12 protein-coding genes and 1 pseudogene are annotated in these 16668 nt (G+C 37.8%); 5 read left to right on the top strand and 8 right to left on the bottom strand.

Features of this window, described 5'->3' with window-relative positions; genetic code table 11:
• Window positions 1–496 precede the first annotated feature (496 nt).
• Both H6G92_RS27250 and H6G92_RS27255 read right to left on the bottom strand, forming a co-directional pair.
• Window positions 497–802, bottom strand: coding sequence for a fertility inhibition FinO-like protein (locus tag H6G92_RS27250; protein WP_190898195.1), 306 nt, complete (start codon window positions 800–802; stop codon window positions 497–499).
• 11 nt (window positions 803–813) lie between these two features.
• A complete protein-coding gene (locus H6G92_RS27255) occupies window positions 814–2334 on the bottom strand; it encodes an NACHT domain-containing protein (protein WP_190898202.1) in 1521 nt (506 codons plus the stop codon).
• 745 nt (window positions 2335–3079) lie between these two features.
• On the opposite strand from H6G92_RS27255, the pseudogene H6G92_RS41385 reads away from it, so the two are divergent.
• From H6G92_RS41385 to H6G92_RS27265, 3 genes and pseudogenes are all read left to right on the top strand, one after another.
• Window positions 3080–3154, top strand: a pseudogene (locus H6G92_RS41385) (4-Cys prefix domain-containing protein); the annotation flags it as partial.
• 9 nt (window positions 3155–3163) lie between these two features.
• Window positions 3164–4813 (top strand): serine/threonine-protein kinase, encoded by a 1650-nt coding sequence (locus H6G92_RS27260; RefSeq protein WP_242059328.1) that lies wholly within the window; start codon window positions 3164–3166, stop codon window positions 4811–4813.
• Window positions 4814–4872: 59 nt separating this feature from the next.
• A complete protein-coding gene (locus H6G92_RS27265) occupies window positions 4873–5907 on the top strand; it encodes a tetratricopeptide repeat protein (protein ID WP_190898222.1) in 1035 nt (344 codons plus the stop codon).
• Here the strand turns inward: H6G92_RS27265 and H6G92_RS27270 are convergent.
• The 3 genes from H6G92_RS27270 to H6G92_RS27280 all read right to left on the bottom strand — a co-directional run bounded on the left by H6G92_RS27270 (window position 5865) and on the right by H6G92_RS27280 (window position 11771).
• On the bottom strand, window positions 5865–8009 hold the full coding sequence (locus H6G92_RS27270) for a CHAT domain-containing protein (RefSeq protein WP_190898236.1): 2145 nt from the start codon (window positions 8007–8009) through the stop codon (window positions 5865–5867). The genes H6G92_RS27265 and H6G92_RS27270 overlap by 43 nt on opposite strands.
• Before the next feature lie 801 nt (window positions 8010–8810).
• A complete protein-coding gene (locus tag H6G92_RS27275; protein WP_190898243.1) occupies window positions 8811–11288 on the bottom strand; it encodes a two-partner secretion domain-containing protein in 2478 nt (825 codons plus the stop codon).
• Between the two features lie 33 nt (window positions 11289–11321).
• Complete coding sequence (locus tag H6G92_RS27280; RefSeq protein ID WP_190898250.1) at window positions 11322–11771, bottom strand: SRPBCC family protein; 450 nt, start codon at window positions 11769–11771, stop codon at window positions 11322–11324.
• A 481-nt stretch (window positions 11772–12252) separates the two neighbouring features.
• Here H6G92_RS27280 and H6G92_RS27285 point away from each other — a divergent pair, with 481 nt between their 5' ends.
• Window positions 12253–12546: a BamA/TamA family outer membrane protein gene (locus tag H6G92_RS27285; protein ID WP_190898257.1), complete on the top strand. Its 294-nt coding sequence runs from the start codon at window positions 12253–12255 to the stop codon at window positions 12544–12546.
• A gap of 542 nt (window positions 12547–13088) precedes the next feature.
• Here the strand turns inward: H6G92_RS27285 and H6G92_RS27290 are convergent.
• Window positions 13089–14552, bottom strand: coding sequence for an ISLre2 family transposase (locus H6G92_RS27290; protein WP_190898263.1), 1464 nt, complete (start codon window positions 14550–14552; stop codon window positions 13089–13091).
• A 426-nt stretch (window positions 14553–14978) separates the two neighbouring features.
• Between H6G92_RS27290 and H6G92_RS27295 the strand changes: the two genes are divergently transcribed.
• Window positions 14979–15641, top strand: a complete 663-nt coding sequence (locus tag H6G92_RS27295; protein WP_206758847.1) for a hypothetical protein — start codon at window positions 14979–14981, stop codon at window positions 15639–15641.
• A 74-nt stretch (window positions 15642–15715) separates the two neighbouring features.
• On the opposite strand, the gene H6G92_RS27300 is transcribed toward H6G92_RS27295, so the two are convergent.
• Both H6G92_RS27300 and H6G92_RS27305 read right to left on the bottom strand, forming a co-directional pair.
• Complete coding sequence (locus H6G92_RS27300; protein WP_190898273.1) at window positions 15716–16228, bottom strand: hypothetical protein; 513 nt, start codon at window positions 16226–16228, stop codon at window positions 15716–15718.
• Between the two features lie 89 nt (window positions 16229–16317).
• Window positions 16318–16575 (bottom strand): hypothetical protein, encoded by a 258-nt coding sequence (locus H6G92_RS27305; protein WP_190898310.1) that lies wholly within the window; start codon window positions 16573–16575, stop codon window positions 16318–16320.
• Between the last annotated feature and the right edge of the window lie 93 nt (window positions 16576–16668).

Consider the following 16668-nt stretch of genomic DNA (forward strand, 5'->3'; position numbering starts at 1 on the left):
TCAAGGACTGTGAATTCCAACTGATAACTGTTATTCGCGCTGCTACTATTTTTTGCTACAAAATTCGGGATATTTCTTAATCAAACTTAATTTTACAGAAACTTATGAATTTCAACAACAAAAATTGCCACACGAAACTGGTGAGTTTCGTGCGGCTTCTCGTATAATACGAGAAGCAGCGGATTAAATCTCGTCTTACCAGTCAGTGGATAAAAGCCGTCAAACTTTAAGTACCACTGCTTTGGTTTTCGTGAGATAACCCCGCTCTGAGGTTATATGGAATTTAAGACCCGCACAAAGCGCTACTCCTTAGTGGCGCTTTGTGCGTTAAATTTTCGTACTGTTGTATCTTCACCTCCATACCTCCTATCAATTAGCTTGATTTTACATAACTCGTGGTCTTTCGGTATCTAACGAGATTCTGATTTTTCTTTGTTTGACTCCTCCATATTTACCAGTCTTCGTTCTAGCTTACCCTGATTGGGTAATCACTTTTTCAAGAAGCAGCACCTAACGCAGAGGTCGTTTCTGCCTTGGGCTTGCGCTCGAAAAATTGTATGCTGGGTTCCTTTAACATGAACCCATTTTCTGTTTGCTGACCGAGTTTACCAGCGATTGCTGCTACCCACTGGGGGTAATTACTGGCACCATCGGTCAGTTTCTTCCAAATCTTAGGCTTGACTGTGATGTTAATGATGCGTTCATCACAGTCAATCTCGAACTCTTGCCAGTTGTTCTCTGCCGTTTTTGCTTCAGGTAGTTTATTGATTTTGATTGTTACTTCTAGCTTTCCTGAAATCATACATACCTCTGTTAAGATGCGAACGCTAATGGTGAACCATGAGATGTATGCACCAACCCTTGTGGATCTGTCTTTATGTATTTTTTAATAACTGGTTGGAGAGTAAAACTGATTTCTTTAGTAACTGGGTCTTTGATACTTTCAATTAATGACTGATTTTCAAGTTTTTCTAACGCTTTGATTAACTCTAAAGTTGATACACATTCTGGACTTTTATGTTTAATACCCGACAAGAGTTTAGTAAAACTAATTGATTGTTGATTTTCGAATATCTCTTCTGCTATATAAATTAAAATTTCTCGCTGAGTACTGCTTAATGATTCTCCAAACAGTTGATTAAGGATTACCTCAAAATTACTGCTAACAAGCGTAGTTGGATTCTCAAAAAACATTTGGGTATTACCACCAAAGAAGTGGTTAATTCGATTAGCTACAGCTTCGAGTTCTGAAGGATTTCCGCGATACGTTTGAATTAATTGGTTACACTTTTCTTTATCCGTCAATCCTTTGCTAGATAAAAGTTGCATTGCGGCATCTACGTCTAAACCTTGGATTTTTAAGAAATGAAGATGTTGTTTTGTTGTTATAACATCATCAAGTTCATCAGGCCAAGCTCGACCAGTTAAGAGTATGCAGCTTTTATGTTCTTCTTCTATCAATCGGTGAAAGAAGACTCGGTATTCAAGCCTTTGCTGAAAGCTTTTTTTCTGAAATAAAGAATCAAAACCATCTAGTACCAGCAGACAACGGCGTGATTGCAAGTGTTTAATTAATACTGAAATCATTCCCTGAGTATATTCAGGTAAACCTAAATCAGGCTTACAAGGTTGCGTTAGTTCTATCAGCTCGGCTACTAAATCTTGAAGTAACGGTGCATGAATAATTGTTTTCCAGATTAAGCTATTAAATGTTGATTCTTTTCTTCCACTGACTTCTTTTATCAATTTTGCAACCAATGCACTTTTACCGATACCTGCAATTCCTATTAAGGATATGCAACGCTCGTTACTTATCAATTCTTTTAATGAGTTTAGTTCCTGTGTTCGTCCATAAAAGCTAGATATCTCAGGTAGTTTTCCCCTAGTAATTGGTGTCAAATTATTGACAGTAAGTCTTTCTTTTTCGCCTGACGCGGATTGAATATGATACTTTTTGTTAACTTGTTCTAAAAAATACCAAAGCTTCTTTTTACCCACTCGTTCGCCATCCCCTATGGTTTCTGAAAGTATGTCCCATAGGCGAGGTGCTACTGTGCGCTGTATGTAGTTTAAGCTGTAAGTTGAGTGGCTTGCTATCTCCTCATATTCTCGATCATTCAATGCCCCTTTGATAACGAGCATTTCAGTTTCAGATAAGTACTTGCCTCTTTTGGCAAAAACTAAGTCATTTACTACGACCAGCGGTAGCCTAAAAGTCTCTGTTATTGGAAATATGCCTTGAGATGATGATTGTTCCAATGAAAGTTCCTGCTCTCTAAAAGTGACAGAAGAAGAAAGAGGAGATTTAAGTTCCGGTTCAGCAGTAAAATCCATAGCTATGCTAGTACCTCTGATACAGTGAATGCTCGTTAAGAGGCTCTCCGCGAATGAGGTTTAGTTTTTAGAGTATGTTAAATTGTAATTAATCATACCTTATCTTACTATTTATGGTTAATTTTTTCAAAAAAGTACTAAGTTAACCATTATATAGGTTTGCTTGAATTTAGGGCATATACGGAAAGATAAGAGCCACGAAGTTATAGTAACTTGCTTTTCATCCAAAGTACTAAAAGTATTATTATGATATGGGTCTAAAGCTACCTCTCCCCGTAGTTGCTGCGTTTTTGGTGGACAGGAAAGCACTCATGTCTGTTTGGCGTTAGCTCTCGAAAAAACTCCCAATCATACAGATATTGGCGCTGTAGCCCCTTTTGGTAAAGCGAGAGGCAGGGTGTTTTCATACAACCAGGGAAAAACTAAAACTGGGTTTCAAAGCCTCTCTCCACTTCAGGAAGAGGAATGAAAGCGGGGTAAAAAGCTATGCTAAACGAGAAATCAAGATTTATGTATTTATTTTTATTTTTTCGTATGAAAACCCCCTGCCTTTTGGCAAAGCGAGGGGGAATTTTTAAATTGCATCCGTGTGTTCAAAAAATTTTTTACAAATCACAAAAATTCAAGCAATGTAAAGGGAGAGTAATTAGCATAAATTGTCATGGTTACTTGTATCTGTATTCAGGCAGTAAGACATAAACACTCTTTACCAACTGCCTAAGGCATAAATTTATACTTGGCAAGCATGTCGTTTTATTGTATAAACCCCCTTTGTGAGCAACGTAAAAATCCTGACAATACTGAAACATGTCTATCTTGTGGTAGTCCGTTGCTGATTAATAACCGTATTCGACTGCTTAAGCCATTGAGAGAGCTTACTTATGACCCTCGAAGCTACTTTGAAGTTTTTGAGGTAGATGACGCTGGTACGAAATGGCATCCGGTTCGTAAGCGAAGAGTCATGAAAGTTCTCAAATGGAATTCGACTAGGCTTCGTGAGTTAATTAAGCGGGAATTCGGTGCTTTACGGCTAATCCAACATCCAAATATTCCTCAATGTGATGTTGAAGATTTTTTCAGTTTTGTGCCTAATAATAGCCCTCTGGAACTACGTTGCTTAGTAATGGATAAAATTGAGGGACAAAACTTAGAAGAATGGATAAAAGAGAATGAACCGATTTCCCAAGCTCAAGCATTAGAATGGCTACGTCAATTAGTTGAAATACTTGATGTAGTACACCATACTGAATTTTTTCATAGAGATATTAAACCTGCAAACATAATTCTTCAACCAAAAGGGGAACTTGCGTTAATTGATTTTGGAACTGCACGACGAATAACTGATACGTATTTAGCTAAAGTTAGTGCAAGTGGAGGAACTGATACAAGAGTAGGAAATTATGAAATTACAACTGTAGTCTCTCATTATTACACTCCATTAGAACAAATTTATGGTAAAGCTGTCCCTCAATCCGATTTTTATGCTTTAGGTCGAACTTTTGTTCGTCTAGTTACTGGAATTCCTTTAATGCAATTGCCAACAGATAAAAAAACAGAACGACTAATTTGGAGAGATAAAGCACGGCAGATTGACAAGCCCTTTGCTGATTTACTCGATGATTTAATGTCTCTTTCTCCAGGGCGACGTCCGCAAACAACAGAAGTAATTTTGCAGCGGTTAGAACGCTTACCATTTAAATTAAATATTAATCGGATAGTTAAATCAAAATTATTTGGATTTGGTTTATCTAGTTTATTATTACTAGGAATTTATGGAACTTATAAAGGGTATAATTTGCTCTTGTTTAATTACTACTTTAATGAAGCTTCCCGTAACTTAGATGATCTTAAAGTAGCTAAAAAATATTATGAATCAGCAATTAAGTATAATCAAAAAGATGTAGCTGCGTTTAGTAATTTAGCATTAGCTTGTCAACAACTTGGAGATATCAAATGTGTAACTGAAAACTATGATAAGGCTTTCAAGCTTAAGCCTGATACCTGGGAAGCGCGATATGGACTAGGAAATTTTTATGAAGAGCAAGGGAGATACGATCTAGCAGAGCAGCAATATAGATTAGCGATTAAGTACAGTAATAACCAAGCAATGAATGCTGTTAGCAATTTAGCGCGACTAAAGAACTTGCAAGAAAAATACTCTGAGGCGGCAGCATTAGCACTTCAAGGTTTAAATCGGACTCAAAATCGTGAATGGCAAGCTGGGTTATATAAAAATTTAGGTTGGGCAAGATTCAAACAGCAGCGTTATGTAGAAGCAGAAGATTACTTGCAAAAGTCAGTGAAGCTAGACTCGGAAAGAGTAGATGCTTACTGTTTGCTAGCACAAACATACGAGGCATTAGGCAACTTGAGCAAAGCCAAAATATATTGGGAAGTATGCCTACTAGCAACATCTAGCTTGCCAGAGGTACAAGAATGGAGACAGCAAGTGTTACGACGACTACTTCAGAAAAATTGACCTAGGCACGTCATTTTCGTTATGCTGTCAACTAAATTTTAAGTAGCTTGATAAGTTTTATGCTGATTGTAACAGAATCAACAACCAAAATAGAAAGAAAAGCCTTTCAAATCCAAATTGCAGCAATAGCATCAGTACTTGTTTTCTCAAACCTTGGCAGTGCATTAGGACAATCCCGACCAGCAGCAAGAGCAGGGCAAACAGGTGCATGTGAGTTTGTAGCTCGTATTATTAGTGGTGATATTCGCTTGGCAGCAGGGAAAGAAGTCTGCAAAGAAGATTATCTGCAATCGGCAAACGATTCTACAGTTGAGGTTTTATGTTATGAAAGCGGAAAAATTTTACAACTGAAGAATGGCGCTATCAATGAACGATGCTTGCAGAGATCCAATAATCAAGCTCAGGTTTGTATCCGTGAAAATAGATTTAGTTGCTTTAAGGTAAAAGGCCCAGGCGAAGATGAAAATGTACCAACACTGATTACTCCCTATAGTCCCTTAATCTTGAATCCACGTCCTGTACTGTCTTGGACTCCTGTTTCTAATGCTATGGGCTATATAGTACAAATTAAAGGACCAAGAGTTGATTGGTCTATGGATGTCAATTCAACTTCATTACTTTACCCTCAAGAACAACCAGCTATGCAACCTGGGATTATCTATCAGGTAAATGTACTTGCCAAGATGGCGGAACAAAAGTTTATTCCCAAATCTTCTATCTTGATGGTAATGCCCTCTCTTAAAGCACAGCGTACCAAAGCTGTCATTGAGCGTGTTCAAAGTCTTAATTTATCTCCAGACTCCTTAGCTGTGGATCTTACTCATATATACAAAGCAGAAGACTTGTTTTCTGAGGCGATTGAGGTTTTGAAAGAGCGAATTCAAGCAAAAACTAAAAATCCAACAATTTATCGATTACTAGGCGATCGCTATCTGGAAGTAGGTCTACCAATAGAGGCAAGTCATAAATATAAAATAGCGATTCAATATTCAAAACTTAGAGGTAATTCAGTTGAATTAGCTAAGGCGCAAACGGGATTAGAATTGTCACGTCAAAGCCAATTACCGACGAGAATAAACCCTGCCCAAAAATAAGGATGAGAATATTTAGGATTAGATATCAATTTTAATTGTGCTTGTCTCAATGCTTCTGCTTTAGTCATGCCATTTATCAAACCTTTATAGAATTCGCTCATTAGCAAACCAGTAGAATTTGCTTCTACTAACCAAAGGCTGGCAAGTATACTGCCCGCACCTGCCTGTGCTGCTATGCCAGCAATTCCTAATGCCGAACGCCGATCTCCTTTTGCTGTTTGGCAGGCACTTAGGACGAGTAGATCGATTCCAGAACGTTCGGTTTTTAACAAGAAATTTAATTCTTTAGCAATTAGCGGAACATTCCAAGCTAAAACAAAAGTTTTTTCGGCATCTGAGCTAAACTGACCGTGAGTACTAAGGTGGATAATCGTAATTTGATCGTCCTCCATGTTTTGTCGAAAGTTGTCACTAGTAAATTCAGCATTGAGTAGTAATTTTGATCCAGGAGCAGTTTTTGTTTTAATGTTTGCAATTTCCGTTTTGACTTCGGGCAATGCCTCAAAATTTTTAGTGACTAATGAATTTTTAAAACTAGGAGGTATCTCAGAAATTCCTGCAACTAAAGCTTTTAAAGTTTTAGGGTTTAAAGATTGACTTTGCCAAAGGTCAGAGCTTAAAGATATTGAAATACTGTAATGCTTTAGTAAATAATTCTCTCCATCGTGCAGTATAGAGAGAGGTAAATTTTGAAAATAAGTATCTAGTATAAACACTAAATTTCCTGAATCTGGTAGATACTTTTTAATGGGTGCAAATAGGGAATTGTAAAGGCTTTGGGTCTGAATTAGGAAATTAGATTCTCGAATTCCAGTAAATTCCTGCTTTTGTGTGCCAGCGACTAAACTATCGATAATATCACTAACTAACGAGAACTCCACTGTATTTTTATGAAAAGTACCCTGTAAAGTTCGGACAATTATCTCTACTCGATTTTTTAATTTGATTAAATATATTATAGATGGTAACTCTGTTAGTTTCTCACTATTAATTAAAGAGATTTTTGAAAATTGACCGCATTGTAAAAAGTTTTCCAATTCAACTAATTTAAGTTGTTCTTGAAGTTTGACTACTTGTTTAAAAATTGGTTTATCTTGAGATAAAAGTAGTTCCATATATTCTTGGTATACAGGTTCAATTTTTTCTTTAAACTCCAACTGAATCTCTGGATTAACTGCAAGAATACTACCTCGAACTTGGTTAAGGCTATTGATAGCAGCCGCGTATGATTGTATTGCTTTATTGGACTCCTGTATTTGCTGGTACAAGCGTCCTAGTTGCCATTGCCACTGGTAAGCGATATCCCAGGCTTGTACTGATTGAGCTAGTCTCATAGCTGCTTCCAGATATTGTTTTGCCTCTAATGTTTGTCCCAAATAGTTATAGATATTGCCGAGAGTTCCTAAAGCGTATGATTTTGCTCGTTTATTATCTAATTCTTGAGCCAAAAATGAGGCTGCTTTAGCAATGGACAGAGCTGCTAATAATGAATTACCTCCAGAGAATAGAAGTTGTTTTAATTGATCGTCTTGATTAATTTGTATTAAAGCTTGAGCAAGATTAAGTTGAATATGAACAGATTCAATTGGTGATAACTGCTGAAATTTTCCTTGTCCAATCAATAACTCTTCGACTAAAATTTGCAGTGATTGCTCTATTGTAATCACTTGAGTACTGCCATTTGTTAAATCTGACCATTTTTTTATTTCTAATAATAAACTTATGAGATTTACCTTCGCTAGAATATCAGTTCCATTTGCCCCTGCTGTACTTAAATCTTGATAAATTGTCAGAGCAGATGTAAGTTTTGATTGGGCTATTAAAAGTGCATTCTGCTTACTACTAGGCTCATCTGTTAATTGATATTTATTTTTAGCTTGATAATAGAGCGATCTTTCTGTATTAGCTAGACTTAATAATAATTGGTTTTTAACATTTGAGGCTTTTAATTCTGGAGGAAGTTTTTTAAGAAGTTCAAAGGCTTTTTTTAATACAGCATAAGAAACATCTAGTTTACCAATTAGCCTCAAGACATCTCCTAGATTCTGCAATCCAAGCAAGTAAGCTTGCATTGGTTTTTGTTTATCAATGGCTGTTGTCAACGATATTGTAGTAGCCTCAGAGTCAGTAAATGGTTCTAGTAAGGTGGCACAAATTGAAGAATCCCCATTCAGCTTTAAAGCTTCAACAAGTGTGCTGCAAGCACGAGGGTACAAGCCTAAATCTTGTAAGGCAAGGCTTTCGTTTGTTAAGCTGCCCGTAATACCTTCTTGATAACCAAGTTGGCGATAAATTTTAGTAGCTGATTGCCAGGACTCAAGAGCCTGCAATGCTTGCCCTTGATTGAAATATTTCTCTCCTATTTGGGTCAACAGTTGTGCCTGACTCCGTTTTTGTGCTTCTTTGCTTGCAGCTTGGGCTAGAAGAGATGGTTTACCTACAGCCGCAAACAGCCCTAGAGCGCTTGATAATAGATAATTAAAGCAATCTCGACGTTTAATCATTGCTGGGGTCTAGTGGATACAGTATTTTTTGATACTTGAAGAAGAATACATTTGTCAGAATATAGGAGCGGACTAAGGAAAGCTCCGCCAAGGCTTCAGAATCAATCAGCGAGAGATTTAGAACCACCACTCTCTTAGAAAGTTTTGTTCGACTTTGGAGGAAAGCAAAGCCAGACGCTCACGGACTTTTAGGCGTTCGCAAAAGTGTGTCGCAGACAAGCCTCTCGTAGAGAAGAGACTTGCGCGCTATCGCCTAAGATCGGTAAGAGACTTTGTGCTTTCTTGTTGAGCACCGCTCATTAAAGATTTAGTGTAGTGTCTCACCATTTATTCATCAGCCAGTAGCGAAAGGTAAATTCTGAATTCTGACGACTGACACATGTATTGTGTTTGACAATCTTACGAACATAGATTAGAGGACGACACAACGTAAGGCGTTGGTGAGTTAACTTCTGCTGTCAACACGAAGTTCCCCTTAGAATCTATTACCAAAGCTTGTGCTTCTACAATTTGTGTTGTTTGTTTAGTTGATAATTTAGGTTGTTCTGAATTCCTATCTTGGACTGAAACAGAATTGTCATGCCAGACAGATTTACTAGAAAGCATGTCATTAGGGCTACGTGGAATACCACCAGTTCCAGTCTTGACAAAACTTGCAACTGCACCGGAACTTCCCTCACAAGCAGAAGCAAATTTTGGAGTTTCCTGAATGATTCCTGGCAATGCTTTAATACTCATAGAATCAATGGAATTCCCATTGATCTGAACTGTACCGTTGACTCCAAACTGTGAGCTTGCCTCAGCTCCGCTATCACGGGAGAAGAAGAATCCATCACGAGCATTTATTTGGATATTTCCACCACGCCCTCCAAAAGCGTTTGCGCTGATATGGCTATTTCTTTGAACAATTAAGATGTTTGTATTAATATTGATATTTCCGCCGTTGCCGTTATTGCCCGCAGTTGTAGTAATGGTGCTGTGATCCTGTAAATGTATGATTCGTGCATTTGTAACAATATTCCCGCCCTCACCGGAAGCCGTTGATGCTGTAATGCGACCTCTGTTATTTAGACTGATAGATTCTACATTAATTTGAAGAGATTTTGCATCACCTAAACCGTCATTTCTAATACTAAAAATACCACCATTTGCAATATTTATTGTTTTAGTATTCACTCTGAGTTCTCCAGAGTCACCAGACGCAAGGGGAGATACATTAAACACTTGTTGAATAGGAGAAGTTGTAATGACTCCCGATGATGATAGATTACTCACAATGGGCGATTCAGATCTTTGTACCTCGCCACTTATTTTTATATAATCAGAGGCATTAACGAAAAGGTTTCCAGCATTACCTGTCCCTAAAGTAGAGGTATTAACTGAACCTCCATCCATAATTATTAACTTTGGAGTATCGATTTTCAAATTACCTGCATTTCCAATAGAGAAAGTTGTGTTAGACAAAGAACTAGGGGAGAATCTTGATGAAACTCCAGTAACTTCAATAGAATTAGTTGCATTTACGGTTACGTCCCCTCCTTGTCCTACGCCAAAAATTGCAACGCCTAAGGTTGCTCCATCTTTAATAGTTAATTTCCCCGTTGATAATATAAAATTACCGCCATTTCCAGTACCAGAAGTCACAGTGGAAATGGTGCTGATAGTCCGAGGATTAATGGATGAAAAACCAGTCACCTCTGTAGAGTCGGAAGCTTTTATTATCAAATCGCCTCCTCGTCCTGCACCAAATGTGAATGCTCCTAGCAATGCTCCTTCGCGAACATTCAACTGCCTAGTCTCCAAAATTAAATTACCACTGCTACCTTTAACACCTGGATAGACAGTAGAAGCAATGCCGCTGCGAACTCGACCGTTTGCTGAAGTGCCACTTAGTTCTATGGAGTTTGTAGCACTCACCTCCATTTTTCCTCCTGGCTTTACTCCCAAGGCACTAGCTTCAATTTGAGAACCATCTCGTATAGTTATTTGCCTGGCTCGAATTTGAATGTCTCCACTTCCCTCGCCACTAGCATCCACTGTTGCTTGTTGAGATAATTCAATTTTCCCAAGATTTTGTGCAGCGGCATCATAATTTAAAGCAAAACCTTTGTCTATAGGGATAAGTCTGACTAAACTTTCTTCTATAACACTACCTAACTCTATCCGGCCTCCAGTAGTTTTGAGTGTTGCTCCTTCCAAGCTCATATCGCCGCCCACTAACGCTAAGGTCTGATTTGATTGCACCCGTAAAGCATTTGCTGTATCAATCAGTTCAGATGTTCCCCTTGTTCCCTGACCATCGCCTAAAGCCTGAATTGCACTAGGATTTTTTCCGTATTGCAAGCCTAGTGGTGTATTTATACTTAGCAATGATGAAGGTTGAGGGTTTGTAGCACTAAACTCTAAGTTATTTGGGAACTTGACTGTGCTAGCAGTACTTGCTAAAAAAGAACCACCAACATTTAGTCGAGCGTTAGAACCAAAAATAATTCCATTTGGATTAATGAGAAATAGGTTGGCTGCACCGTTAGTTCGGATTAATCCATCGATATTAGAAACCGACTTCCCAGTAACTCTGCTAATAATATTTTGAAGATTCAGGGTATTGTCGAAGAAAGCTGTAGTATGGGTTGGAACAGAGAACTCTTTGAAGCTGTGGAACAAATTGTTTCCTGCTTTGGTTCCCCCATTGATTTTGATTGTATTGGTACTGTCTTGAGTTGTAACGCGAGAATTATTAGGGAGAGTAGAGTCAGGAACAATTTGCGCAGCGATTGGGCTTGAGAATGATAAGCAGTATAGTGCGCTAACTTTAAAAATCCAGGAGATCCTTGTCTGCCATTTGATTTTAAGTTGCGTCTTATGGTTAAGTTTCATTCTTATACAAGGACTGTTGTTAATATCTAAGCATCATGCTTTTCTTTCGATTGCTTCCTTTAAACGTCTCAATGACTCTTCAGACTCTGATCGAATCCGGCGACTCAGCACTAGCCAATCGAGCATCTTTGCCAGCAAATTGGGAGTGAAGTAAGTAAACTCGCGCTCAAAGGTTGTTTCTTCATTTGAATAAGGTGTAAGTGTGTAAGTAATTGTTCCCCTACCCCCTGCTCCTACTTCACCATCAATTACCCATTGGTGCGGAGGTTTTCGCTCACGTACTGTCCATATAACGCGTCCACGACGTCCAGCTACTAAAAACTCTTCTTCTACCTGCTCGTCCACATCTAATGAATGGTCTTTTGCACCGCTAACACCGAGTGATGAAGGATGCCATTCTGTCCAATAATTTGGTGTAGTTACATAGTTAAAAACTTGCTCAATTGGTCTTTGTATCCGGATAGTGCTATAGATGCGCGCCATAAGCCCTTGTGGTGATAATTAACAATATTTAAATAATTTTGTTTCAGGTTAAGATATGTCAAAACAGTTAATTGTCAAAATGACTTACATTTTACAACCAGCAGTGATTGCCCCAGAGCGGACGCATCATTTTAATAAGATGGTTCGTAAGGATAAAGATAAATTGTCATAATCAACAATTAATAATTCAAAATTAACAATCGCTACAAGAACTTAGCTTTTGACATTTAATAATAGGGTTTGATTTATCAGTTTGATTAGACCATTTGCTCTATTATTCAAAAGTACTAGTAATTAAAAGGCTAGTATTTAATAGTTAAAAAGCTTTTCAAAAACTTTAGACTAGTCTTTTCCCATAATTACTAATTTAGGACTCCCTTCTCAAGTTAAAATCATGATTTTAACCTTGAACTTAAGTTAATGGTAGTTATTTGCTTGATATTAAACGCTTAAAGGCTAAAAAAACTTTAAAATCACGTTTTTGCTTCAGATTCCTGCGGCAATCGCCTCGGCTGAAGTGCAACTGTCAATTCTGCGTGCTGGCGGTACTTTGCAAATGATTCCCTTTGCAGACTTCAGATTTGGGTGGAATGCAGGTACAGAAAATCCCGACTCAAACATGTTGGCTTCTGTGGGATTAGGTTTGCAGTGGCGTGGGGGCGAAAACTTCAGTGCGCGTTTGGACTGGGGTATTCCGTTGATTGAGGTGAATTCAGACGGAAGAACTTGGCAGGAGAACGGGGTTTTATTTTCTTTACAGTACAACGCTTTTTGAAGACCAGATTAAACTTAGCTAGACCATGAAAGAATAGATTTGCCAAGGTTGATTTTCTGGGAGCAAGATCGTTTGAAGTGAGTTAAGCAGTTGGCTTGGTTGGTGAAGTATTTCACTACAAGACCAAAGAAATTGAAATGTATCAAGGGAAAGTATGGAATGGATATAGCACTGCGGGTATTCAGGCATAATCAATACCAAGAGTTATTACAAGCTACTGATGTAGATGCAAGTGATTTAAGTGACTTAGTATGTCAATGTGTAGAGTGCGGAAATTTTGTAGATTGGATAGGGAGCAACGCGATTTTGTGAGGTCGGATCAAAAACCAGCGATCGCTAAAACTTACATTTCTGTATTACGTAACTTTATTTGCAATTAATATACGTAATTACACGACAATTCATCTTGATGAGGTATCTCAAAAAGATTGCTAGCAAGTCATTTGACGATTATTTCCAAAAATCTCTGCAAAAAAACTTTGATACTTAGTATCAATTACGGCAGAAAATAAATTAAAGGGAGAATTAAAGTATAAAATTTATCAATCAGTTTGGGGTTTGATAAAAGAATTAAAGATAGAATCACAAAAATTATCCCAACTTTTAGCTATCCATTGACAACGGAGGTGCAACATAATTTCTGCGTTATCTTGGAGCCAAAACTTACTATTACCTTTCATACGCAAATTAACGACTTGACGAATCAAACTTTCAACCGCACCACTACCAAGAGGTAATTTCCGGGATGCAACTTCGTTATATCTTAAAAGCCTGCGTCGGTAAGCTTTTAAAATATAATTCCGTTCTCGTACCAAAATTTTGAGGCGCTCTCCGTTTGCCTCAGAAATAAATTCACCCATGTTTCTCATTAAATCTAGTGCCTGACCTTTTTTTAAACTTTTTCGAGCCTTTTGAAACCATTGTTGACGCTCATTGTTTGTGCTAAAAGCAGCATCAGCAAAGTCTTGTAAATGTGATGCAGCGTGAAAAAAGTCTAATAATTGATAAGTTTCAGATGGGCATTTTAACTTTTTGAGTAAAGGAGGAATATGTATCCAGATCCATTCTGCTCCATCCGCAATTAATAAAACCTGTTTCGCCTGACTAATACCTAAATTAACCAAGTACATCTCTAATATCTGCAAAAATCCTTGATATCCTTTATAAGTTCCATCATTGGTAATTGGAATCTCTCCATTCTTGATTTTTTCACCTTGCTCATTCACTACATAAATTGTTAATAGTTTTGGCTCAATCCATTCTCCTGTAAAGCCTACACGATTAGTTTTAACCTTGCGCCTACCTTTTTTATTAATCCTAATCCTTGTACGACCGCCATCTACAGCAATAACAACACGCTGGTCTTTAAGAATGTTACGAATCGGTAAACTACCAAGCTCTAAACTTGTTATTTTTGATTCACGTAAATTTATACCAATTTTACCAAAGTAATATGTTAGCCGTTCTATGCGTTTTAAGCTGATATTTATGCCCCAATCAATTAATGTTGTCCGTGCTGCCTCAAAAGAGCTAGCAATTGCACCATATCGAGCAATAGTCGATAAAACTTCAGGAGTTAAACCTTCAGACATTCCTAAATATCTTAAGAATGGGCAGAATCCAACATGAGTAGATTTTTTATTTTTATTTGTTTGAGTCTGACGTTCAACTACATACGGTAGCTTTAAAGTTACTGCGACATTACCAACTGTTAATATCTGCCGTTCTTTACAACCGTGCTTTCGCGTTTTATTGTGCCACCATCCCTGAGTTTCCTGCATTGTTTTGTGCAAAAAATCTTGAGATTTAGACAAGTTATGAAGCAACAAAGCAATACATTCTCCTGCTAAAATTAATGCCGATTCCCTAATTTCTTTTTCACGTAATTTGAAAGTTTGTCCATTCCATTCTGGGATACTTGTTAATTCTAAAATTTTCGTAACTTTTTCTTGAAAGTCTGACACTGATTTGCTTAAATCAAAAGTACAATATATATTATTTTTCATGGTAAGCATTCCCTGTTTTTGTTTTGATGTCAGATATCAAAACCTTTACTCCAAAGGGAATCCTACCTTTTTTTATCCTAAATTCATCTACAAGTTAACGCAGCATTAATACTCGGTCTAAGGTAATAACTATTCTAAGTACGCCTACATAGGTTTTTAGCGATCGCACCTTTTTTGCTCAACCTCACCAAATCGCGTTGCTCCCGCTAATTCCTGCGTTCGTCCGCCAGCTTCCGGCATTAGCAATCACTGATTTTTGATCCGATCTCACAAAATTGCGTTGCTCCCGATTGGATACCTGCCAATTCACCGGAGGCATTAAGAAAAAGATCAGCACATTTTCGCCATCCGCGGAGTGTAGATAAGAAATTGGCGATGTATTGTGAAAAACGAGTGAGTAGATACAGTAGCGCAAAAGTTAAGAATTTGCAAAAGAGTATTACAGAAGCTCGTTCACGATATATCCGCCGAGAATTTTGGAGGTTAATGGCTAACTACCATTGCGAAGTATCCAATTTTCATATGAATGAGATTCTGGAAACATTAGATCCCAAATACAGAGAGATTGGGGAATTATTTGCTACTAGCTTTCGTTTAGAAGAAGATTACACTTCACAAATTTTTCAGATCATCGATTACGTTTTTAGTGGAGTGCCAGTCTGGTTAACTCATATATATTTAGGAGACAAGCGGCGAATATTGCCCAATTCTAGTATCCAAAAGCATTTTATGGAACAAGTAACAGGTCAATTAAACCGAAAACTACACTGCTTAATCTGCTCAGATGTTTTAAAATTTATTAGAGAATCTAAGTCTTCTTGGGAAATATGTATTCGCCTGTTTACGCTAGCTACCTACTGCATTACCGAATACTTATATCAAGGGATATTATTAGGCTTAGAAGGTGAAGATGGAACCGAATTAGTCATAGATAAAAAATCTGAAGAAAATAGCCAGAAACTGATTGATAGAGATTTAAGTTTTTGGGAGAACGATAAAAATAAACAAATTGTTTACAATTATGCGATTGGTCATGTTCTGACGTGGGTAGCGTTAACACCATACAATCAGACTATCGAAAAGAGATAGTGAAAAATTGGCATTAATAACGTTTAACCTGCTCTTTGCACATTTCAAGTTTTATGTATGGGAGCATTGAGTCGCTAAAAAAATCGAGGCACATGAACATACTTGAAATTATTACTACCTTTATAACCAGAGATTCTCGCTAAGTCTTTGAGATTTTGTACACCACTATATTGATTGCCATTGATGACCCAAGTGGGATAAGCAGAGACATTTGCAGCTTCGCATAAATCAGGTTGAGCATTAACACCTCTGTTGTCGCATTCCACCTTAATGCTGTCGCTGATTATTTGATACGCTTCCTTGCCGAACAGTAACTTCTGTTCATGACAATGAGGACACCACCACGCGACGTACTCTTTAGCACCTGTATTAGCCAAATGCCGTGCTAGAGCTATCTCTGCCTCACCAGAAGTAGTGGTGATTTCCCACCCGACACCAGACTTAGGACGATCGCGGGGAAGGAAGAATATTTTCTCTTGTTCTTTTGATTGAGTTGTGTAAGGATGCTGGGCAGATACCGAAGCTAAACCAACGATAGCGATCGCTACTGTTAATAGTCCTACTGTCCACGCAAGTTTTAGATTCATGCAGATTCGGGTCTACACTGTTGTGACGAAGATATATTACAACTAGCAATCAACTTGATATATTAATTTTTATTCAGTCAGAGCTTAATTTACCCGCAAAAATCATCAACTCTCAACTCGCGCCAAACATCAGACGGTTGCCAACCGGAGTTACCAACGGAACGTAGAGGGCGATAGTGTTCTTTTATAGAGTCAGATTCGGATATTTTGTAAGATGGGCTGGACTCAATCACTGATTCTGTTTCTTGAACCTTTGCGTGGGCAATTGATTCAGTAGAGGATGGGGTAACATCTATTTTTTTGCGAATTAGCTTAGACCTTTTCTGAATGAGTTCTCGCATATCCATAGGAATTACTTAGTTACTATAAGGAAGGGATATTTTACGATACAGCAAATTATTTGCAAATCCGATAGATTTTACGATTATTTGTCTGGCTGG

The organism is Nostoc foliaceum FACHB-393 (assembly GCF_014698505.1).
In the GTDB taxonomy this organism is placed as follows: domain Bacteria; phylum Cyanobacteriota; class Cyanobacteriia; order Cyanobacteriales; family Nostocaceae; genus Nostoc; species Nostoc foliaceum_A.